At 68.2% G+C, this 20,137-nt stretch carries 17 protein-coding genes; 11 read left to right on the top strand and 6 right to left on the bottom strand.

Annotation, left to right across the window (positions count from 1 at the left end; genetic code table 11):
- Positions 1-23: 23 nt before the first annotated feature.
- The 3 genes from resB to Sco07f_RS22265 all read left to right on the top strand — a co-directional run bounded on the left by resB (position 24) and on the right by Sco07f_RS22265 (position 5,102).
- The gene (gene resB, locus Sco07f_RS22275) at positions 24-1,760 is read left to right on the top strand and encodes a cytochrome c biogenesis protein ResB (protein WP_159106971.1); all 1,737 of its coding nucleotides are present in this window, start codon (positions 24-26) and stop codon (positions 1,758-1,760) included.
- Positions 1,757-2,839 carry a c-type cytochrome biogenesis protein CcsB gene (ccsB, locus tag Sco07f_RS22270; protein WP_108988949.1) on the top strand — a complete coding sequence of 361 codons (1,083 nt, stop codon included), beginning with the start codon at positions 1,757-1,759 and terminating at the stop codon, positions 2,837-2,839. Before resB ends, ccsB begins: the two co-directional genes overlap by 4 nt.
- 631 nt (positions 2,840-3,470) lie before the next feature.
- A complete protein-coding gene (locus tag Sco07f_RS22265; protein ID WP_108988948.1) occupies positions 3,471-5,102 on the top strand; it encodes a multicopper oxidase family protein in 1,632 nt (543 codons plus the stop codon).
- Between the two features lie 221 nt (positions 5,103-5,323).
- Here the strand turns inward: Sco07f_RS22265 and Sco07f_RS22260 are convergent, their stop codons facing one another.
- Positions 5,324-5,785, bottom strand: coding sequence for a MerR family transcriptional regulator (locus tag Sco07f_RS22260; protein WP_374201151.1), 462 nt, complete (start codon positions 5,783-5,785; stop codon positions 5,324-5,326).
- Between Sco07f_RS22260 and Sco07f_RS22255 the strand changes: the two genes are divergently transcribed.
- The 4 genes from Sco07f_RS22255 (at position 5,784) to Sco07f_RS22240 (ending at position 8,500) form a co-directional block, all read left to right on the top strand.
- Positions 5,784-6,551: a methyltransferase domain-containing protein gene (locus Sco07f_RS22255; RefSeq protein ID WP_108988947.1), complete on the top strand. Its 768-nt coding sequence runs from the start codon at positions 5,784-5,786 to the stop codon at positions 6,549-6,551. The two genes, Sco07f_RS22260 and Sco07f_RS22255, sit on opposite strands and share 2 nt — an antisense overlap.
- A 131-nt stretch (positions 6,552-6,682) precedes the next feature.
- Entirely contained in the window at positions 6,683-7,243 is a 561-nt protein-coding gene (locus Sco07f_RS22250) for a hypothetical protein (RefSeq protein WP_108988946.1), read from the top strand.
- Positions 7,227-7,595, top strand: coding sequence for a BlaI/MecI/CopY family transcriptional regulator (locus Sco07f_RS22245; RefSeq protein ID WP_108988945.1), 369 nt, complete (start codon positions 7,227-7,229; stop codon positions 7,593-7,595). The genes Sco07f_RS22250 and Sco07f_RS22245 overlap by 17 nt, the downstream gene beginning before the upstream one ends.
- A complete protein-coding gene (locus Sco07f_RS22240) occupies positions 7,592-8,500 on the top strand; it encodes a M56 family metallopeptidase (RefSeq protein ID WP_108988944.1) in 909 nt (302 codons plus the stop codon). Before Sco07f_RS22245 ends, Sco07f_RS22240 begins: the two co-directional genes overlap by 4 nt.
- Before the next feature lie 87 nt (positions 8,501-8,587).
- Here the strand turns inward: Sco07f_RS22240 and Sco07f_RS22235 are convergent, their stop codons facing one another.
- Positions 8,588-9,613 carry a C40 family peptidase gene (locus Sco07f_RS22235; RefSeq protein WP_108988943.1) on the bottom strand — a complete coding sequence of 342 codons (1,026 nt, stop codon included), beginning with the start codon at positions 9,611-9,613 and terminating at the stop codon, positions 8,588-8,590.
- Between the two features lie 171 nt (positions 9,614-9,784).
- A complete protein-coding gene (locus Sco07f_RS22230; protein WP_108988942.1) occupies positions 9,785-10,141 on the bottom strand; it encodes a BlaI/MecI/CopY family transcriptional regulator in 357 nt (118 codons plus the stop codon).
- Between the two features lie 1,417 nt (positions 10,142-11,558).
- On the opposite strand from Sco07f_RS22230, the gene Sco07f_RS22225 reads away from it, so the two are divergent.
- The 4 genes from Sco07f_RS22225 to Sco07f_RS22210 all read left to right on the top strand — a co-directional run bounded on the left by Sco07f_RS22225 (position 11,559) and on the right by Sco07f_RS22210 (position 16,899).
- The gene (locus tag Sco07f_RS22225) at positions 11,559-12,656 is read left to right on the top strand and encodes a PLP-dependent cysteine synthase family protein (RefSeq protein ID WP_167468177.1); all 1,098 of its coding nucleotides are present in this window, start codon (positions 11,559-11,561) and stop codon (positions 12,654-12,656) included.
- A complete protein-coding gene (locus Sco07f_RS22220; protein ID WP_108988940.1) occupies positions 12,653-13,960 on the top strand; it encodes an MDR family MFS transporter in 1,308 nt (435 codons plus the stop codon). Before Sco07f_RS22225 ends, Sco07f_RS22220 begins: the two co-directional genes overlap by 4 nt.
- Positions 13,961-14,204: 244 nt before the next feature.
- On the top strand, positions 14,205-15,440 hold the full coding sequence (locus Sco07f_RS22215; RefSeq protein WP_108988939.1) for a DUF1015 family protein: 1,236 nt from the start codon (positions 14,205-14,207) through the stop codon (positions 15,438-15,440).
- Between the two features lie 202 nt (positions 15,441-15,642).
- The gene (locus Sco07f_RS22210; protein ID WP_108988938.1) at positions 15,643-16,899 is read left to right on the top strand and encodes a L,D-transpeptidase; all 1,257 of its coding nucleotides are present in this window, start codon (positions 15,643-15,645) and stop codon (positions 16,897-16,899) included.
- 64 nt (positions 16,900-16,963) lie between these two features.
- On the opposite strand, the gene Sco07f_RS22205 is transcribed toward Sco07f_RS22210, so the two are convergent.
- From Sco07f_RS22205 to murJ, 3 genes are read right to left on the bottom strand one after another with little or no spacing between them, the layout of a single operon-like run.
- Complete coding sequence (locus Sco07f_RS22205) at positions 16,964-17,851, bottom strand: hypothetical protein (RefSeq protein ID WP_108988937.1); 888 nt, start codon at positions 17,849-17,851, stop codon at positions 16,964-16,966.
- The gene (locus tag Sco07f_RS22200; protein WP_108988936.1) at positions 17,844-18,416 is read right to left on the bottom strand and encodes a SigE family RNA polymerase sigma factor; all 573 of its coding nucleotides are present in this window, start codon (positions 18,414-18,416) and stop codon (positions 17,844-17,846) included. Before Sco07f_RS22200 ends, Sco07f_RS22205 begins: the two co-directional genes overlap by 8 nt.
- On the bottom strand, positions 18,413-20,059 hold the full coding sequence (gene murJ, locus Sco07f_RS22195) for a murein biosynthesis integral membrane protein MurJ (RefSeq protein WP_108989134.1): 1,647 nt from the start codon (positions 20,057-20,059) through the stop codon (positions 18,413-18,415). Before murJ ends, Sco07f_RS22200 begins: the two co-directional genes overlap by 4 nt.
- Positions 20,060-20,137 lie beyond the last annotated feature (78 nt).

The raw sequence follows: 20,137 nt of genomic DNA, 5'->3' as shown, positions 1-20,137 counted from the left end.
GCTTGCTGTGCCACACTCGTCGCGTGACTGCTAAGGAAATTCGTAGCCCTGCGAGTTCTGTCACGCAGAAGAAGGGGTGCGGTGGTACCAGCCTCGGGACCGCGGCCGACGAACTGGAGGCGAACAACGCGCCGATCGCACCGGGCGCCTCTGCGGACGGGCCGCGACTCGGACCGGTCGGCTGGCTGCGCTGGCTGTGGCGTTCGCTGACCTCGATGCGGACGGCTCTGGTGCTGCTGCTCCTGCTCGCCCTGGCGGCCGTGCCCGGTTCCCTGGTGCCCCAGCAGGAACGCCAGCCCGCGCAGGCAGCGGACTTCCGTCGGAACAACCCGGACCTGTCGAATGTGCTGGACACGCTGGGCGTCTTCAACGTCTTCGCCACGCCGTGGTTCGCCGCCGTCTACCTGCTGCTGTTCGTCTCACTGGCCGGGTGCATCGTGCCGCGTTGCGGGCAGTACTTGCGCGCTCTGCGCGCCCACCCGCCGACCGCACCCCGCGTCCTGTCCCGGTTGCCGGAACATACGTACTGGATTGCTCCGGCAGCCGACGCCGACGACGCGTTGCGCGCGGCCGTCGACGTCCTACGCGGTCGCCGGTTCCGCGTCGCTGCCGGACCCGGCGGCGATGGCTGGGTGGCGGCCGAGAAGGGGTACCTGCGCGAGGCCGGGAATCTGGTCTTCCACCTCGCGCTGTTCGGGATGCTGGTCGCTCTGGCGATCGGCAACCTGTTCGGCACCACCGGCCAGAAGCTGATCCTGCAGGGTGACGGCTTTACCAACACAAGCACCCAGTACGACGACTTCACGCCCGGCACGCTGGCCACCGGCGACGACCTCGAACCGTTCTCCTTCCGCCTCAAGAGCTTCCACGCCGCCTACCAGCCCACTGGCCCGCAGCGTGGCACCGCCAGTGCCTTTGAGGCCCGCATCAGCTACACCGCAGCCGAGGGTGCCACCCCGCGTGACGCCCGCGTACGGGTCAACGAACCGCTCGAAGTGAACGGCACCAAGGTCTTCCTCGTCAGCCACGGCTACGCTCCCGTCGTCACCGTTCGTGACGGCAAGGGTGACGTGGCATGGAAAGGGCCGGTCGCCTTCCTGCCCCAGGACAACAACCTGCGCTCGGTGGGTGTGGTCAAGGCCCCGGACGCGGTGGACGCCAAGGGCAGACCCGACCAGCTCGGTTTCACCGGCCTCTTCCTGCCCACCGTGCAACTCGATGCGAACGGCTGGGTGTCCACCTTCCCTGCCCCCGACGACCCGGTCCTCGTCCTGACGGCCTACCACGGCGACCTCGGCATGAACAGCGGGATCCCGCAGAACGTCTACCAGCTCGACACCGAGCGGGCGACTCAGTTCCGGAACGCTGATGGCACCCCCTACGCCAAGGCCCTGCGCCCAGGCGACAGGATGACGCTGCCGGACGGCGCCGGCTCGCTCAGCTTCGACGGCATCCGGCAGTGGGCCGGCTTCCAGGTCGCCCGTGACCCCAGCAACGGCACGGCGCTGTGGAGCTCGGTCGCCATGGGCGCCGGACTGTGCGCCTCTCTGTTCGTACGCCGCCGCCGCGTGTGGGTACGTGTCCGCCCGCACACCGGCACCGATACCAGCTCCGGCATCGAGATCGAGGTCGCGGGGCTGGAGCGCGGCTCATCCGACCGCCTCGGCGAGGAGGTCGGCGAGATCGCCGCCGAACTTCGCGTCCGGACCCTCGCAGCGTGTCACGACACCTCCAACTCCCGCACTCAGGAACGCCCGTGAATTCCAACTCTCTCGCGGACCAGACGCTGGCCCAGCTCTCCAACTGGCTCATGTACTCGGCGATCGCTGTGTACCTGATGGCCTTCCTCGCAGCCTGCGCCGAGTGGGCCTTCGGCAACACGGGCAGGATTGCCCGCGCCTCAGCGACGGACCCCGCAGGGTCCGTCGCACGAGACGATGAGCCATCCGCTCCGGTCGGCGGCACCACCCCCGGCAGTACCTCCGTGCTGGTCCCTACCAGCACGACGGTCCGACGCAAGGCGCCGCCGGGCGGCCACGGCGCGGCCGGCGACAGCCCGCGCGCCGATGTGCTCGGCCGGACTTCCGTCTCACTCACCTTGTTGGCGTTCGTGCTGCACGCCGGCTCGATCGTGACCCGCGGCCTGTCCGTGGCACGTCCTCCGTGGGGAAACATGTACGAGTTCTCCACCGCTTTCGCCCTCGCAGCCGTCGGCGCCTACTTGGCCGTCCTGGCCCTGCGCAAGAATGTCCGCTGGCTGGCTGTGCCGATCCTGCTGTCGGTCCTGCTGACCCTCGGCCTGGCTGTGACGATTCTGTACGTCGACAGTGCCCAGCTCGTGCCCGCGCTGCACTCCTACTGGCTGTGGATCCACGTCTCCGCCGCCATCGTCTCCGGTGGCGTCTTCCACATCGGGGCGGTCGTCACTTTGCTGTTCATCGGCCGTGACCGATGGGAGGCGGCGGTGGCGAAGGGCCGGGCCGGCGGACGCCTGGCGACGGTGTGGGGGCGTCTGCCCTCAGCGGGGTCGCTGGACAAGCTCTCCTACCGGCTCAACGTCCTGGTATTCCCGTTGTGGACCTTCGCCGTCATCGCGGGTGCCGTGTGGGCCGAGGCTGCGTGGGGCCGCTACTGGGGCTGGGACCCGAAGGAGACCTGGGCCTTCATCACGTGGGTTGCCTACGCGGCGTACCTGCACGCCCGTGCCACGGCCGGCTGGAAGGGACGCCGCGCCGCCTGCCTCGGGCTGATTGCTTTCAGTACGTTCGTCTTCAATTACTACGGCGTGAATATCTTCATTACGGGATTGCACTCCTACGGTGGGCTGCCGACCAAGTAGGCGTCCCTTAACATCGTCCATACCCCTCCGGGGTACAGTGGCCGCTCCGGCCACCAAACGAAGCAGATACGGAAGGCGATGACCGCAGTGGCGAACCGGTGGGGCATCCCTCGTGGCAGCGCAGTGCGCGGTGCCTGGGGCGCTGTTCTGGCGTTGCTCGCCGCCGTCGCTCTGCTTATTCACCATGACACCACTGTCATGGGGCCGGCCGCCACGAACTCCATGAGCTCGATGTCTGGCATGAGTCACGGGTCCGCGGCGATGACCGTGCAACCCCCGATGTCCGGGCACGGGGCAGTGCAGCAGGCAGCCGCACCGGCCACCGGCACGGGTGGCGCCCCCGCCTGCGCGGGCCCGGCCATGTGGCACTGCTCGGCCGGGGATGTCAGCACTGCGAAGTTCGCCCCGCCGCCTGGCGTATCGGCAATTGACGGGGCCGACACCGCTTATGGGGTACACACAGGTGTTCCCACGGGTGTGTCCCATCGTGCTCCGCCCGACCTCTCCGTCCTTTCCCGATTGCTGATCTAGGCCGCTTCTTCACGGGCAACCACCGCGTTCTCCACCTGAACGCGAGGTGCCGCCCGCAGCGCCCACCTGATCGACGCACATCGAGAAGAGGACTTCCATCATGAACAGCATCAACCGTCGCTCTGTCCTGCTGGCCGGGCTCGGCGTGGCCGGTGCCGGTGCGCTCGCCGCGTGCAGCAACGGGTCCGGCGGTTCCCCCGCTCTGGTCAGCCCCTCGGGCTCAGCCGTGGTCGCGGCAGAGAAGAAGCGCCGCGGCACCGGCCGGGTGCACAACGTCAACCTGACGGCCGCCCCCACCACGGTCGATCTCGGCGGCGGGACCAGGGCCAAGACCTGGGCTTTCAGCGGTCAGACGCCCGGCAAGGAGCTCCGCCTCTCCGTGGGCGACACGCTCGCCGCCGAGCTGTCCAACCAGCTGCCGGACAGGACCGCCACGTCCATCCACTGGCACGGTCTCGCGTTGCGCAACGACATGGACGGCGTGCCTCCGGTCACGCAGACCGCCGTACGCGCCGGCTCCAACTTCACCTACCGGTTCATCACCGACCTCCCCGGCACGTACTTCTTCCACCCCCACGTCGGCGTCCAGCTCGACCGCGGCCTGTACGCCCCGCTGATCGTCGAGGATCCCAAGGAGCCGCTCTCGTACGACGATGAGTGGGTCCTCGTCCTCGACGACTGGCTGGACGGTGTGACAGGCACACCCGATGAGGCCTTCGCCGAGCTCAAGCAGGGGATGGGTGGGATGCACATGGGCGGGGGTTCCGGCGAGTCGTCGTCCAGCTCCTCCTCAGGCGGGCACGACATGAGCGACATGGACGGGATGGACATGAGCGGAGGGAGCATGGACGGGGCGAGTCCGTCCCCCTCCGCCTCCTCCGGCGGCATGTCGATGAAGTTCATGTTCATGGGCGCCGAGAGTGAGCTGCTCGGCGGCGACGCGGGCGACGTCAAGTACCCGCACCACCTGATCAACGGACGCGTACCGACGGACCCCGACGTCTACACCGGCAAGCCCGGCAAGCGTGTTCGTCTCCGCATCATCAACGCGGGCGGCGACACGGCGTACCGGGTAGCGCTCGGTGGCCACAGGATGACCATCACCCACACCGACGGTTTCCCGGTCCAGCACCAGGAGGTCGATGCCCTGCTGCTCGGTATGGGCGAGCGCTACGACGTCCTGGTGACTCTCGCCGACGGCACGTTTCCACTCGTCGCGCTCGCCGAGGGCAAGGACGCGAGCGGGATGGCGGTGATCCGCACGGGCTCCGGCGGAATTCCGAAGCCCACGGACCGCCCGAAGGAGCTGAACGGCATGATCATGACCGCCGCACAGCTGAAGGCGGCGGACGACGTCCGGCTGGAGACGAAGAAGGCCGACCGCGTCCACCGCGTCGAACTGACCGGTGGCATGGACAAGTACGACTGGGGCATCAACGGCAAGCGCTTCGACATGAAGAACCCTGCCTCGAGTCCTCTGCGCGTCAGGAAGGGGGAGCGGGTCCGCCTCGACTTCGTCAACAGCACCGACATGTGGCACCCCCTGCACCTGCACGGCCACACCTACCAACTCGGTACCGGCGGCCCGCGCAAGGACACCACGATCGTGCTGCCGAAGAAGACCGTGTCCGTCTTCTTCGACGCCGACAATCCCGGGCAGTGGATGCTGCACTGCCACAACGCCTACCACGGTGAGGCCGGGATGATGGCGCTGGTGGCCTACGAGGCGTGACCACAGGTCCGTTCCGGGGCGGTGCCACGACCGTTCCGGAACGGACCACAGGCGCGGGTGCGCGCGCTCACGCCGTTTCGGTGCCGCGCCCGGGTTCAACACGGCCGGGAACTTCGGCAGCCTGCTGACGGAGAAGGCCGAACGGACGTCCTGACCACTGCTGAGATCTTGCTCGCGCGCGACGGGCGATCCGCTTCGGTGATTGCAGCGTCTGATCACGTTCACGTAGGAAGGCTGACCGGAACGTCGGGTCCGAGGCGTTCGGCGATCATCTGCCGGAAGTTCGAGCACAGGGTGAAGTCTTCGTGGTCGCACTCCAGAGCGCATTCGATGAGCTCGAGCGAAGCCTGGGCAGCGGCGATGCGCGATCGCAGGGCCTCGGCCTCCTGGCGGAGGATGACCCGCCGTGCGACAGGTTCGACGGCGGTGGCCAGTGAGCGGATGGTGTCGAGGGAGAGCCCCGCTTCCTTGGCGCGAATGATGACCGCCACGCGAGTGAGATCGGCGGTGCCGTAGCGACGGCGGCCGGCGGCGTCGCGTACGGGGGACATCAGTCCCATGGTCTCCCAGTGGCGCAGGACGTGAGTGGCCAGGCCGAACCGCTCTGCGAGGTCGCCGATGCTCAGAGTCGCGTCTTCACCGCTTGACTTCATGCCGACATTAAGGCGCAGCCTGACGGTCATGTCCAAGGAACAGGGAAACGAACACGGGGCGGACCAGCTCATCACACTGCTTGACGCCGCCGAGCAGTTGCCGGGCGCGTCCGCGCTGCGCAGCCGCTCCTACGAGCTGATGGGCGTCGCGCCTGGAAGGACCGCCGTGGATGTCGGTTGCGGCGCGGGGCGAGCCGTGGCCGAGATGACGGAGATCGGTATGAGGTCCGTCGGCGTGGAACCGGACGAGCGGATGATCGAGGTGGCCCGGCAGCGGTGGCCCGGGGCGGATCTCCGGATCGCGGACGCGTACAAGCTGCCGTTCGCCGATGCCACCGTAGACGGCTACCGGGCGGACAAGGTGTTCCACGAACTGAGCGAGCCGGCCAGGGCATTGGACGAAGCGCTCAGGATCCTCGCCCCGGGCGGCCGGATCGTGCTGGTCGGGCAGGACTGGGACACGTACGTGATCGACTCCGACGACCCGGCGCTCACCCGCGCCGTCGTGAGCGCCCGGGCCGACCTGGTGCCGGGCCCTCGGGCGGCGCGACGTTACCGAAACCTGTTGCTGGAGGCAGGCTTCACTGAGGTAGCCGTTGAGGTCCACACCGGTGTGTTCACCGGACCGGCGATGCTGCCCTTGGTGACCGGATTGGCCGAGGGCGCCTGCTCGGCCGGTGCTGTGAGCCGGGAACGGGTTGACGTGTGGATCAGCGAGCAGCGCATCCGTGCCGAGACGGACCGGTTCTTCCTGGCGCTACCGCTGTTCGTAGCCGCTGGGACCGCCCCTCGATGAGTGGGGGAGGTACTTGAGAAGCATCCCGCCGCTCAGTGTCCAGAAGAGTCGGGACACCGAGCAGGGCCTGAATCCTTCGCTTTCCTACTAAGCTGTTTGGCAGTACTGGAAGTGAATGGAAAGGCAGGCGCATGCGTACATGGACGCCACGTCACTGGGCGGTGGCGGTGGTTGCGGCCCTCCTCGCGGGCGTCGCGGTCGGAGTGCCGACCGGGGTCGTGCCCACGGACTTCTACACCCGGATGACTCCGGTGCTGTGGTGGGACTATCCGGTCTGGGCTGCCTCGTCGTTGCTCATGGGGCTGCTGGCGGCCACCTATGCGGGGCAGCCCCTCGCGGGACGCTCCCAGGGCCCCAGAGGGCGCCGGGCGATGTTCGCCGGCGCGCTGGCCGCGTTCGCCGTCGGCTGCCCCATCTGCAACAAGCTGGTAGTGATGGCCATCGGTGTCAGTGGTGCCCTCTCCTACTGGGCGCCGGCGCAGCCGGTTCTGGCCATCGCGTCATTGGTGCTGCTCGCGCACGCCCTCATCCGACGTCTGCGTCTGGCGGCAGCATGCCCGGCGCCCGCCGCCGCGTCGTTCACCGGTGCCCCCGTAGGGCACCCGGGCTCGGCGGAATACGATGGACGTTCACTGGTACCGGAGGGTTCGCACTCCGGGAGGGAAGGGAGCGGTCGTGCGTCAGCTGGGTGAGCTGGAGGCGGAGATCATGTACCGCCTGTGGGCCTGGGGGCGTCCGGCGACCGCCCGCGACGTGCTGACGGACATCAACAAGGGACGGCCCCTCGCCTACAGCACGGTCAAAACGGTGGCCGACATTCTCCATGGCAAGGGCATGCTCAAGCGGCACAAGGAGGGGCGGGCCTGGGTGTACACGCCCACCTGCACTCGCCAGCAGTACACGGCCTCCCTGATGCAGGACGCCCTGGGCAACAATCCGGACCCGGCTGGAACCCTGGTCAGCTTTCTCGAGCAGCTGACGCCGGAGGAGGAGGGCGCACTACGCTCGGCTCTCCGAGCTGCGAAGAGGCGGAGCGAGGCATGATCACACCCTTGGCGCTGGTGGGATACGCGGCCCTGGTGGGCACTGTGGCGCCGTTGTTGCTCGCCCGAGCGCGGTGGTCTCATCGGGCACCTGGCCTCGCGGTCCTTGCTTGGCAGGGCCTCATGGTGACCTTCGTCGTCGCCACCGCGCTCGCGATCTACCACCTGGTCCTCACTGAACAGCATGTACACGACGGACTTGTCGGGTTCCTCAGCGCTTGCGGTCTCTCTGGCGACGCACCGCCCGGGGGGCCCACGCCTACTGTTATGGACGGCCTGCTGCTCGCAGCTCCTGCCGCGATCCTTTTGCTGCCCATCGGCTGGTTCGTGCGCTGTGTGTGGCAGGCTCGCCGAGCGCGGCAACGTCACCTCGACGTTCTGGCCCTCGTCGGCGAGCCGGCGCCCGAATACGACGCCACCATCCTCGACCACGCAGACCCGGCCATCTACTGTCTGCCCGGCCGCTGCCGTCGGGTTGTCGTCACCCGAGGCGCCCTGGACGTCTTGTCCGAGGAGCAACTCCGAGCCGTCCTGGAGCATGAGCGGGCGCACATCGAAGGCAGGCATCACCTGCTGCACGCGCTCACGGACGCGTTCTCCCGCGCTTTCCCCGGTCTGCCGCTCGCTCGGCACGCCAAGGAGCAGACCGGGCTGCTGACCGAGATGATCGCGGACGACCGTGCTCTGCGGTATCACTCGCGCGACGTGCTGGCCACCGCGATGTGCGAGGTGGCGTCAGGCCGCGCACCGCAGGCTGCTTTCGGTGCAGGCGGAGCGGGAGCGCTCCTCAGGCTGCGCCGGATCCTCGCGCCACAGCCACGGCCGCATCGCGTGACATGGTTGGGCCTGGCGGCGGCTACGGTCGCGGCCCCGCTGCTGCCCCTGCTGGTGGCGTGCGGACCCTGAGACATCAAGTCCCGCACCACTCTCTCTGCAAGGGCAGGATTCACTCGCTCGCCAGGAACCCCGACCGATTGCTCCGGCTCGACCGGGTCAGGGGCGCGAGGCCGCGAAGAAGGGCATCGAGTCGAGGGGAGTGATCTCGACGTTCTTCCCGGTACGCGGAGCGTGGATGGCCTTGCCGTTGCCTATGTACAGGCCGTTGTGCTGGTTGTTGTTGTACCAGTAAATGATGTCGCCCGGCTGCAGGTCCGACTTCGCCACCTTGCGTCCCGCCGAGTACTGCTGGATGACGGTGCGCGGCAGCGAGACGCCGGCCGCGCGCCACGCGGAGCCGGTCAGCCCGGAGCAGTCAAATGAATTCGGTCCGGTCGAGCCCCACTCGTAGGGCTTGCCGAGTTGGGCGTAGGCGAAGTCGATGGCCGTACGGGCACGCCCGCTGGCGGCGCCGTTGTACGCGGCCGGGCTGTCGCTGTTCCCGGCAGCCTTGTCCGCCTTGGCCTCCTTGGCCTTGAGTTCGGCACGCTGTTCGGCCGTGAGGCTGTTGAGGAGCTTTCGGGCGTCGCGCAGCTTGCCCTGGATCTCCTCCTTCTTGCTGCCGAGCCGCTTGCGGGCCTTCTCCGCCTCGCTCAGCTTCTTGACCGCCTCGGTACGGGTCTGGGCAAGCTCGCGCTGTTTGGCTTCCAAGCTGCTCAACATGGAGACCTGACGCGAACTCAGGCGATCGACCCTGGCTGCCTTGTCGAGGTAGTCGTCCGGGGCGGAGGAAAGGAACAGTTGGACGCTCGGGTCCAAGCCGCCGTCGCGGTACTGCGCGGCGGCCACCGGGCCCATCTGGTCCCGCAGTTCGTTGATCTCCTGTTGCTGTCTGGCGACTTGCTCCTGGGCGCGCTCGGCTTCCTCCTGAAGCTTGTCCTTCTTGACGAGGATGGCGTTGTACTCCTCCGTCGGGGCCTCCGCCTCCTCGTAGAGTTCCTCGACCTGCTGTCGCACTTCGTCTATGGAGGGCTTGGGTGCGGCCTGACTCTGAGTCGGCAGGAGAGAGACCGTCCCCGCCGCGGCGGCCAGGACTGCGAGCCGGGAACGGCTCGGCGGCTTCGGACGGCGGTGGGTTCCCATCCTGTGACAACTCCTCTGTTTCACCCGGGGAAGACTGCGAGGCCATCCACCGGGCGGTGCCGTTGGTGTCGATCAGTCTGCTCTATCAACTTAGTAGCTTAGTAGTCCCCGTCGCAATTCTGGCCGCAGGAGCGTGGTGGTTCGGACGAGCTTGCGCCCTGGGAAGCGGTTCTATCGTCCTGCGTCGCGCAGCGCCTTGCGCAAGGCGCTGACCTCCTCGGGGCTCATCTGCTCCACGAAGTGGGCGAGGGCGACCGGGTGGTCCTCGCTGGCGCCGAGCGCCTCCTCCATGAGCCCTGCCGAGTATTCTTCGCGGCTGCGGACCGGCGTGTACACCCAGGCGCGGCCTTCTTTGCCGCGCAGCAGCCAGCCCTTGTTGTAGAGGATGGTGGCCACCGTATTCACGGTGGTGTAGGCGAGCGGGCGCTGCTTGTTGATGTCGTCGACGATCTCCCGCACTGTCGCCGGACGCTTCCAACGCCACAGGCGGTCCATGATCTCCGCTTCGAGTTCCCCCAGCCGCCGCATGGTCGCTCTCTCCTCTTCGCCGTGCTACGCGAGCCCATAGTAGAACGCTTCTTCGGAGTGCTCAGCGCTCGGTAGCGGCCGCCTGCTGTCAGTCCTCGCCAGAGCAAATAAGTCATTTGCGTGGCGCGTTGTCGAGCTGCGTCCGGAGTCTTGACGGATCAACGCCCGAGAGCCGCTAGTATCACGGCATGATTACGGCTTGGTCGCCTCCGTGCATGCTGCGGGCCCGTGCTGCCGCGGGTCGGCTACTGCCTGTGCTGGGTCTGGCCGTGCTGCTCCTCGGTGTCGTGTTCACGCACGGACTACATGCCGACGGTGTCCCCAGCCACTCGGTGACCAGCTCAGCGGTACCCGCTGCCGAGCCGTTCGTAGAGCCTCACGACGCCTCGGGAGCGCAGGCGCCGTCTCGCCTTGTCGCAACGGGTGACGGCCGTGACAATCATGGTTCGTCGCATCCGGGGGAACACTGTGTAGCCGGCCAACCGCTTCCGGGCCCGGTGGTTGCGCTGCCGTGCTTTGCAGCCTCCACCAGTGAATCGGCCACCGCCGAGCGAACCGCTGACAACCAGTGCCTCGGCGCGCCGGAGTCCGATCCCTCGCCCTCAGGGGCCCTGAGATCCTTCGTGATCCAACAGGTCTAGATTTCGAAGTCCTTACACGTCCGATCGTTCTGGCTCACCCGTTCAGACGGGCGAGTGGTACGTCGGTCTGCGCGTCACGAGAGTAGGATCCCGCTCCGCCGATACGGATCCCGCGCTGGATCGTCGACGCCCTCCTTAAGCCCCCCACTCACGCCTGCCGTTTGTCTGTGCCATGGCCGCTGCCGTGGTCAAATCGGTGGCACACGGAGGATTTGTGCTGACAAACCGTGATGCGAGGTTATCCATCCGGTGGGTCCTGAAGGACTCGCGGTGGCGCCGCCGACTCGCTTCGCTACTGTTCGGAAGCCTGTTGGCGGTGATCGGCCTCTGCGCCCTTACACACGGGCCGACAGACGACCCGGACCGGTCGACGTCTGCGGTGTCCGTAGCAGTCGCGCCGGAGATGAAGGGTGCGGTCCCCCACGGACCGCACACACCACATGAAGACGAGGAATGTTGTGCGGACGGAGCGGCTCGTACAACGGCGCAGGTCGTCGACTACTCACCTGCCGGAGTAGGGGCGACGGCGCTCGTCGTCCTCTCCGCGCTCGTGAATCGATGGCCTGTGCGCCGGCGACCGTACAGGCGTCGGGGAGCCCGCACGGGCCGAATCGAGCTGGCTCGCACCTCGCGGTGGCGCATCTAGACCTCTCGAACGCAGCCGCTAATCCGTGGCTGTCGTGCGACGGCTCCACGAGTCGGGGCTGACCACCCCTCTCGTGGCCGTGGCGCGAGATGAACACGCACGACGCATTCATCGATCGAGAGCGAAAGAGATGAGTCCACTGATGAACACCGCCGTCACACCGGACCGTTCGGCCTTGTCTGGCTTGGTGGGGAACACTCCGCTGCTGCGGGTGTCCGAGCCGCTGACACCCGCGGACCGTGGCTTCTGGGCCAAACTGGAGGGGTTCAACCCCGGCGGGATCAAGGACAGGCCCGGTCTGCACATGGTGGAGCGGGCACGCGCCCGCGGCGACCTGCGACCCGGCGCGCGCATCATCGAGTCCACCAGCGGCACCCTGGGCCTGGGCCTTGCCCTGGCCGGAATGGTCTACGGCCACCCGGTCACCCTCGTCACCGACCCGGGTCTGGAGATGTCCATGTCCCGGCTGCTGACGGCGTACGGGGCCCAGGTCAACGTGGTCTCCGAACCACACCCCACCGGGGGGTGGCAGCAGGCCCGCCGCGACCGCGTTCAGCAACTCATGGCACAGCACCAGGAGTCCTGGTGTCCGGACCAGTACAACAACCCGGACAACACCACCGCCTACACCCCGCTCGCCCTGGAACTCGCCACAGAACTCGGCCACATCGACGTCCTGGTGTGCAGCGTGGGCACCGGCGGCCACTCCGCCGGCACCTCCCGGGTCCTCAAGCAGCTGTATCCAGAGCTGAGGGTGGTCGGAGTCGACACCGTCGGTTCCACGATCTTCGGTCAGCCGGCCCGGCCGCGGCTGATGCGGGGCTTGGGGTCCAGCATCTACCCGCGCAACGTGGCCTACGAGAACTTCTCCGAGGTGCATTGGGTGGCTCCGGGGGAGGCGGTCTGGACCTGCCGAGAGCTGGCCGGTTCGCACTACGCCACGGGTGGGTGGAGCGTGGGGGCGGTCGCTCTGGTCGCCGGGTGGCTGGCCCGGACGGTGCCGTCCGACACGCGCATCGCGGCAATCTTCCCGGATGGCCCGCAGCGCTACCTCGGGACGGTGTTCGACGACGACTACTGCGCCGCCCACGGCCTGCTCGACTCGCCGCCCGCGCCCGAGCCGGAGACGATCGGCCGCGGGGACGAGAAGGAGATCACACGCTGGACCCGGTGCACCACCGTGGTCGATCCGCTCACGCTCTCCGAGCCGTCGGAGGAGGACCGGTGAAGAGCACCCTCGCACAAGTACGCACGTACGAGCGCAGCGTCCAGCTGTTGATGGTGAACCAGTTCACCATCAATCTCGGCTTCTACATGCTCATGCCCTACCTGGCGGCTCACCTGTCCGGAACACTCGGCCTGGCCGGTTGGGTCGTCGGACTGGTCCTCGGGGTAAGGAACTTCAGCCAGCAGGGCATGTTCCTCGTTGGCGGCACGCTTGCCGACCGGCTCGGCTACAAGCCGCTGATCGTGGCCGGGTGCGTGCTGCGCACGATCGGCTTCGCGACGCTCGGCCTGGTCGACTCGCTGGGTGCGCTGATCGCCGCCTCCGCGGCGACCGGGCTCGCAGGGGCACTGTTCAATCCCGCGGTCCGGGCCTATCTCGCAGCGGACGCGGGGGAGCGCCGGGTCGAGGCGTTCGCGTTGTTCAACGTCTTCTACCAGGCCGGAATCCTCCTCGGCCCGCTGGTGGGCATGGTGTTGACCGGAGTGGACTTCCGCATCACGTGTCTGGTGTCGGCTGGGGTCTTCGCGCTGCTGAGCATCGTGCAGATCCGCGCTCTACCGGCCCGGCGTGCCAAGGACACCAACGAGAAGGAAGAGGGCCAGGCCCGAGAGGGCGTCCTCGCCCAGTGGCGCGGCATTCTTGCCAACCGGCCCTTCCTTCTCTTCTCCGGTGCCATGGTCGGCTCGTACGTCCTCTCATTCCAGATCTACCTGTCCCTGCCCCTGGAAGTGCGCCGACTCGGTGGGGACGGGGAGTTCGGCACGGTCGCTGTGGCGCTGCTCTTCGCTGCGTCCGGACTGAGTACCATCGTCGGCCAGACGCGGGTGACCGCCTGGTGCAAGGCCCGCTACGAGCCCGGCCAGGCACTGGTCCGGGGTCTGACCGTGATGGGCTTGGCGTTCGCGCCGCTGCTGCTGGCCACAGCCGTGCCCGTCCCGGCGTCCGGTGTCGCGCTGTGGCTGCTTGCGGCGGTGCCACCCACGCTCGCCGCGCTGTTCCTGGCCATCGGCACGATGATCGCCTATCCCTTCGAGATGGACACCATCGTCCGGCTCTCGGGGGACCGGCTCGTGGCCACGCACTACGGGCTGTACAACACCATCTGCGGCGTCGGCATCACCCTTGGGAACCTGCTCACGGGAGCGTCTCTGGACGCGGCTCGTTCGGCTGGAGTGCCTGCGTTGCCATGGATCGCGCTACTCCTCCTCGGTCTCGCCTGTGCGGCGGCTCTGTACGGACTGCACCGCACCGGTCGCCTTTCGGAGCCCGTACGCGCGCACGACCCGGAGCCCGCGGCGGCCTGATCCCGATTACGTAGGCCCACGGGGCGGGCGGACCAAGCCGCCCGCCCTTGGCCGCGGCCCGTAAAGCACCGAGAGGCGAGTCGGCGTGGACGCCCCATGCGGACCCTCGCCATGCCTGCCACTCGGCGTTCTCACGTGACTGGGCTCAATCCGCCACGGTCCGATCCATCCGCCTGCTGTACCCAGGGCGGGTGCCAAACGGCGCCCGCCCTGACGGGCTGTGCTACTCACCAGGGAGCAATCCATGTCCACCCCAGCTGCTCCTGCGCCGGAGCCGACATCCCTGCGCCTCCGCGCTTTTCGGGCTGTGCGCTACGACGAGGGAGTTGTCGGCGACCTGTCCCGTATCGTGGCTCCCCCTCAAGACGATCACGGACGGGCGCAGGCGCGATCACAGCGCGGTCACCCCTACCAGGTGACACGCCTTCTCTACACACAAGATCCACAGGCCACCGCTCGGCAGTTGAGGGGCTGGCTGCACCGCGGAGTGCTACGACGCGACGAGCGGCCCGCCGTCTACGTCTACCAGCAGCAGCGGGGCGCCCGAATCCTGCAACGCGGCCTGATCGGTGAGCTCTCAGTGCCACGAGACAACAGCGTGCGGGAGGAGCGGCTGCTGCTGCCCCACGAAGCCGTGTCTCCTCAGGTCGTCGAGCAGAGAGCCGCCCACATGTCCGGTCTCCGGGCTCAGTTGGAGCCTTTGCTGCTGACCCACAGTGCTATGGAGTCAGTGGCCGGCCAGGTCATGGAGCACGTCATTCGCCGCCCACCGGCAGTGGTCGTCCGTGTCGCAGGGATCACTCACACACTGTGGGTCTGTGACGACGACCAGGAGATTGACTTGCTGACCAGCGGCGTATCCCGGGGCCGGGCGCTCATTGCCGACGGCCACCACCGCCACGCCGCTTGCCTGCACCTCGGCCGACAACCCGGCAGTCCATGGAGGAACTCTCTCGCCCTGTTGATCGACACCAATGCGTACCCTCTGCGGCTCTCCGCGATCCATCGGGTGCTACCCGGACTGGACCCGGAGAAGGCGGCCTCCTTGGCGGCCAATGTCGCCCGCGTCCTGTCCCTGCCGGACGGGCCGCGGAAGCCCGGGCCAAATGAGCTGGTCCTGGTCGGCGCCGGGCAGGCGTGGTCGGTTACCGACCCCGATCCCATGGCATTGCGTGAAGCCCTCGCCTCCCGCCCCCGGGAGTGGGCTGCGATCCCCGCAGCCGTCGGTGATCACCTGCTGCTGGACACCGTATGGGCTGTGCCGGATCTACCCGGCGCCGTGAGGTACTCACACGACGTCCAGCAGGCAGTCGCGGACGTGGCCGCACCCGGAAGTGGCACCGCTCTGCTACTCCCCGCGACCACGGAGGCCCTGGTGCGCGAACTCGCTGGTGCCGGAGTGTTGATGCCCCGAAAGTCAACCTCGTTCGGTCCCAAGCCCGCGGTCGGCCTTGCGCTCCGTGTTCTCGGGCTGCCCTGACTCGAGGCATCACGTGGACGCGTGCGGCGATGATGGCCGCGACCTGTCGTCCTACGGAACTGCGACCTTATCCTACGAAGTAGATTGGTAGATCGTTGGCGACTCCGCCGGAGCCACAGTTGCCCCCGCGCCGGGCGCGGGAACCGGGATCGCGCGGCCAGCGTCTACTAAGGTACTTAACGAAACGCGATGGAGGATCACCGTGCAAGACAGCCGACGCGGGCGCCCCGTGCCTGAGCAGCAGCGGACCGGGCGCAGGCGGCTCGCCGCCGCGGCCCTCGCCACGGCCGCACTCGTGACCCTGACCGCCTGCTCCCAGTCCGCCTCCGGATCGACGAGCGACGACAAGGCACAGGACTCGTCCCCCTCGAAGACTGGCTCGGGGGCTGGAAAGGCCGGGTCGGCCACCGTCACGGTCTCACCCACGGTGAAGGGTGAGAAAGTCATAGCCGACGAGCCGCTCGTCGTGACGGCCGGCGATGGCAAGTTGGCCTCGGTCACGGTGACCGGGCCCGGCGGCAAGCAGCTGGACGGGGAAGTTTCCGCCGACGGCCGCACCTGGACCTCGACCCACGACACGGAGTACGGCACCGCCTACACGCTCAAGGCGCAACTCGCCGCATCAGACGGCGGCAAGGTCTCCCGCAGCAGCAGTTTCACGACTGTGAGCAAGGACGAGATCTTCGTGGGCACTTACAACGTCAGCCCAGACGACACGGTCGGAGTCGCCCTGCCGGTGTCGGTGGTGTTCAACAAGCCCATTCAAGACAGGGCGGTGGTCGAACGCAGACTCAAGGTCACCTCGTCACCGGCTGTCGAGGGCGCGTGGAGCTGGATGAAGGACCGCGACGGCAAGGACCGTGTGGACTTCCGACCCAGGGAGTACTGGCAGCCGGGCACGAAGGTGAAGTTCACGATGGACCTGGTCGGCGTGGAGAACGGCGATCTGGTCGGCACCCAGCGGCGTGAGATCGACTTCACCATCGGCAAGGCCGTAGTGAGCACGGTCGATGTCGTCAAGAAGACGATGACCGTCAAGGAGAACGGCAAGGTGCTCAGGACACTGAAAGTGTCCGCCGGCAAGGAGACCTTCGAGACCTGGAACGGCACCATGGTCGTACTGAGCAAGGTCCCCACCATCCGGATGAACTCCGCCACCGTCGGCATATTCGGCCCCGAGGCGTACGACCTCGGCTCGGTCAAGTGGGACGTCCAGCTCACCCCGTCGGGTACGTACGCGCACGCCGCTCCCTGGAACGAAGGAAAGTTCGGCGTTGTGAACGGCAGCCACGGCTGCATCGGCATGAGCACGGCCGACGCCAAGTGGTTCTACGACCAGGTCGACTACGGCGACCCAGTCACCGTGATCAAGTCCAAGGACACCGTCCCTGCCAACAATGGCTACGGCGGCTGGAACGTCGACTGGGACATGTGGCAGAAGGGCAGTGCCCTGAAGTGACCATGTGATCCACGTCGACCGAAGTGCAGCCGTGCCTCCCGGAAGAGTCCCGGCGGGCACGGCTTCAGCAGTGCTCGGACCCCTGGCTCGTTCCCGCCCCGCGAAGAGACTCGTTGAGGCAGGCGTCTGTCCGGCTGTCGGGATGTGCGTGGTCGTAAGCGACCGGAGTGGAGACCGCGAGGACTGCCACGCGGTTGTCAGACTGGGCCAACGTCACCCGTACGGAATCGTCCCTGCCGGAGGTCAGCACGTATTCGTGCAGGCCCGTCGGCGTCGCACCGGAAGACGCGTCCCGGTCGGACGACCGTGCCCCCGTCGCCCTGGTCTCGTGCCAGCCGCATCCGTGGAGACGGGAGTCAAGCGTCGCCGCGGCCCGGGCCGCGGCGGAGGGGCCTGCGAACGCCGCGATCCGGTGCTGGGCGGTCGCAGGCCCCTGACCGTCGTAGGTCCGCGTGACCATGCTCGTGGTGCCCAGGTCCTCGAACCACTGGACATGGCATCCTCCCTTGCCCGCTTCCGGCAGGGCAGGGGCGGTTTCCCGGCCAGTGTCGGTGCTACGCCAGTGATAGGTGCCGTTCCAGGGCAGGGCGGAAGGGGACAGGAGCGCCTTCTCGGTGAGTTTCCCGTCCGGTTGCGCGGGAGGCAGGAGCGCGCCGGCGGACACCAGGTCGCGGGCTTGCCGGCCGGCTGCCGGCGCCTCCTTGCTGTCCTGGAGGTCCGGGAGCATGCCCCAGGCGGCACCCATGACCAGTGCGGCGCCGCCCAGGAGTGTCGCGGCCCCGGCCCGCCGCCGGCTTCGGCGCCGGTGGGCACGCATGCGGACAACGTTCGGGCGGGCGCCCAGGCTGACCAGCTGCTCGGCGTCCTCCGCGAGTCCCCGCAGCCGCACGCCGATGTGGGCATCGGTGGTCGTGGCCAGTGGGTTCTCCTTGCGACCGGAATTCTCAGTCATGCGTAGGCACCTCCTCCGGCCGTCCCCTTCGGGTGTGTCCGGGAGCGTATCGGGTCGTCCGTAGCGACCGCCGGTCGATGTCGGTCTCCTCGAGGTGCGTCCCGAGTGCCCGACGGGCGCGCACAAGGCGGGTGCGCACGGCGTCCCGAGTCGAACCGGTCTCCCGCGCGACCTCCTCCACCGGCAGGTCCAGCAGGTGGTGCAGCACGATCACGCGGCGCTGCTCCGGCTTGAGCTTGCGAAGAGCCGCGACCAGGGCCACGTGGTCCGGGGCCAACCCGGGCAGGTCAGTCGGCGGACCGTGGCGGAAGTGAGCCCGGACACGGTTGCGGGACTTGCGCCAGGTGCTGACCGCCAGCCGCATCGCCACGGTACGCACCCAGGGCACCGGGTCACCCGCCGCCACGATCCGGTCCCAGCGCAGCCAGGCACGCGCGAACGCCTCCTGGACGGCGTCCTCGGCCTCCGCCAGGTCGCCTGTCACGGCATAGACGATCGCCACAAGCCGCCGGGCGTGGTCGGTGTAGCACTGGTCGAAGTCGTTCGACTTCCCCGTTCCGTTCACGGGCGGGGCCCTCCGGTGGCGCGGTGGCGGCCGCGGGGACCCAAACGGCGCACCAGTGGTGCCGTCAGCGTTTGCACCTCGACGATGCGCAGTGGCCGGGCGAGAGTGACCAGGGAGACGGCGATGGCCGTGCCGCCGAGCAAGAGACCGGTCAGGTCACCGGTCGGTCCGTTGCCGAGGCGGGCCGTGCTCCAGCCGGAGACCAGGTAGGCAGCCGCGGCTCCCGGCAGGCAGGCGACGGCCAGCTTCAGATGGACGAGCGCCACGTGCGCGGCGTCGATGCCGCGTTCGGCTCCTGCTCGCCGCAGTCTCCGGCTCAGAACGTGTGAGGTGCACACCAGCCCTGCGGTGCAGGCCACTGCGTACGCACCGGCTACGCCGGTCACTGCCCAGCGAGCCGGGAGAAGCACGTAGGCTGCCGCCGACAGCCCGGCGTTGGCGCCGGCGACGACCAGGGTCAGGAAGAACACGGTCCGGGTGTCGCCGAGCGCGTAGAAGCCCCGGGAGAGCACGTACTGTGCTGAGAAGGCCAGCAGGCCGGGCGCGAAGGCCATGAGGACCCACGCGATTGCTTGGGTGTCCTCCTCGGTGGCCTGCGCGTACTGGTAGGCCACCCCCGTCAGCTGTGGGGCCAGCACGAGGAACGCGATCGTGGCGGGGACGATCGCGACCGCCGTGGTGCGCAACCCCCGCGACAGGTCCGCGCCCACGCGTCCGTGGTCTCCATCCGTGGCGGCCCGGCTCATACGCGGCAGCAGAGCGGTGACGAGGGAAACCGTGACGATGCCTTGTGGCACGACCCACAGTTGGTAAGCGCTGCTGTAGGCGGTATAGCCGACGCCGGCCGTGAGGCCCTCGGCGTTCGCGCGTACCCCTGCGGACGTGGAGAGCCGGGTCACCACCCAGTACGCCACCTGATTCGCCAGGACCAACATCAGGGTCCATGCGGCGGCGCGCAGCGGCCGGGTCAGGCCCGAGTTCCGCCAGTCGAACCGGGGCCGCCAGCGGAAACGCGCTGCGCGGAGTGACGGCAGCAGCGCCAGTGCCTGAACGGCGATACCCGCAGTGCTGCCCACCCCGAGAAGCAGCATCTGCGAATCGGTGACCTGGTCCGCCGAGACCGCCTCCGCGGCGATGACGAGGTACAAGCCGAAGACGATGATGACCACGGTGTTGTTCAGCACAGGCGTCCACATCATCGCGCCGAAGCGGTCGCGGGAGTTGAGTACCTGCCCGAGCAGAGTGAACACGCCGTAGAACAGGATCTGCGGCAGGCAGAAACGCGCCAGGGCGACGGTCATGTCGCGCTGTGCGCCGGTGTAGTCGGCGTACGCGTCGACGATCCAAGGAGCGGCGATCACGGCTGCCGCCGTCATCGCCGCCAGGGCCAGCAGGCAGACGGTCAGCAGCCGGTCGGTGTAGGCGGTACCTCCGTCCTCGTGCTCCTTTGCCGCGCGGACGAGTTCGGGGACGAACACGGAGTTGAGGGCGCCTCCGATCAGCAGGATGTAGATGATGTTCGGCACCGTGTTGGCGACGTTGTACGCGTCGCCGAGCAGCGCGGTACCCAGAGCGGCAACCACAATCGCGCTGCGGACGAAGCCGGTGAGTCGTGAGGCCAGGGAGCCGAGCGCCATGGTCACCCCGCCGCTCACCGTCGCCGGCCGCCGAGCCCCGGCGGCCGCGGGCGTCTTGGCGGGAGGCTCGTTGTTCGTCTCCAC

The sequence above is a fragment of the Streptomyces coelicoflavus genome, assembly GCF_003112555.1.
GTDB classification, from domain to species: domain Bacteria; phylum Actinomycetota; class Actinomycetes; order Streptomycetales; family Streptomycetaceae; genus Streptomyces; species Streptomyces coelicoflavus.
The sequence above is the reverse complement of the archived record's forward strand: the minus strand, read 5'-3'. Positions and strand labels throughout refer to the sequence as shown.

Bases quoted from the DNA above. Each gene is read 5' to 3' on its own strand.
- Sco07f_RS22265 (WP_108988948.1), top strand. From the start codon at position 3,471: ATGAACAGCATCAACCGTCGCTCTGTCCTGCTGGCCGGGCTCGGCGTG.
- Sco07f_RS22255 (WP_108988947.1), top strand. From the start codon at position 5,784: ATGTCCAAGGAACAGGGAAACGAACACGGGGCGGACCAGCTCATCACA.
- Sco07f_RS22260 (WP_374201151.1), bottom strand. From the start codon at position 5,785: ATGACCGTCAGGCTGCGCCTTAATGTCGGCATGAAGTCAAGCGGTGAA.
- Sco07f_RS22250 (WP_108988946.1), top strand. From the start codon at position 6,683: ATGCGTACATGGACGCCACGTCACTGGGCGGTGGCGGTGGTTGCGGCC.
- Sco07f_RS22240 (WP_108988944.1), top strand. From the start codon at position 7,592: ATGATCACACCCTTGGCGCTGGTGGGATACGCGGCCCTGGTGGGCACT.
- Sco07f_RS22235 (WP_108988943.1), bottom strand. From the start codon at position 9,613: ATGGGAACCCACCGCCGTCCGAAGCCGCCGAGCCGTTCCCGGCTCGCA.
- Sco07f_RS22230 (WP_108988942.1), bottom strand. From the start codon at position 10,141: ATGCGGCGGCTGGGGGAACTCGAAGCGGAGATCATGGACCGCCTGTGG.
- Sco07f_RS22225 (WP_167468177.1), top strand. From the start codon at position 11,559: ATGAGTCCACTGATGAACACCGCCGTCACACCGGACCGTTCGGCCTTG.
- Sco07f_RS22215 (WP_108988939.1), top strand. From the start codon at position 14,205: ATGTCCACCCCAGCTGCTCCTGCGCCGGAGCCGACATCCCTGCGCCTC.
- Sco07f_RS22205 (WP_108988937.1), bottom strand. From the start codon at position 17,851: ATGACTGAGAATTCCGGTCGCAAGGAGAACCCACTGGCCACGACCACC.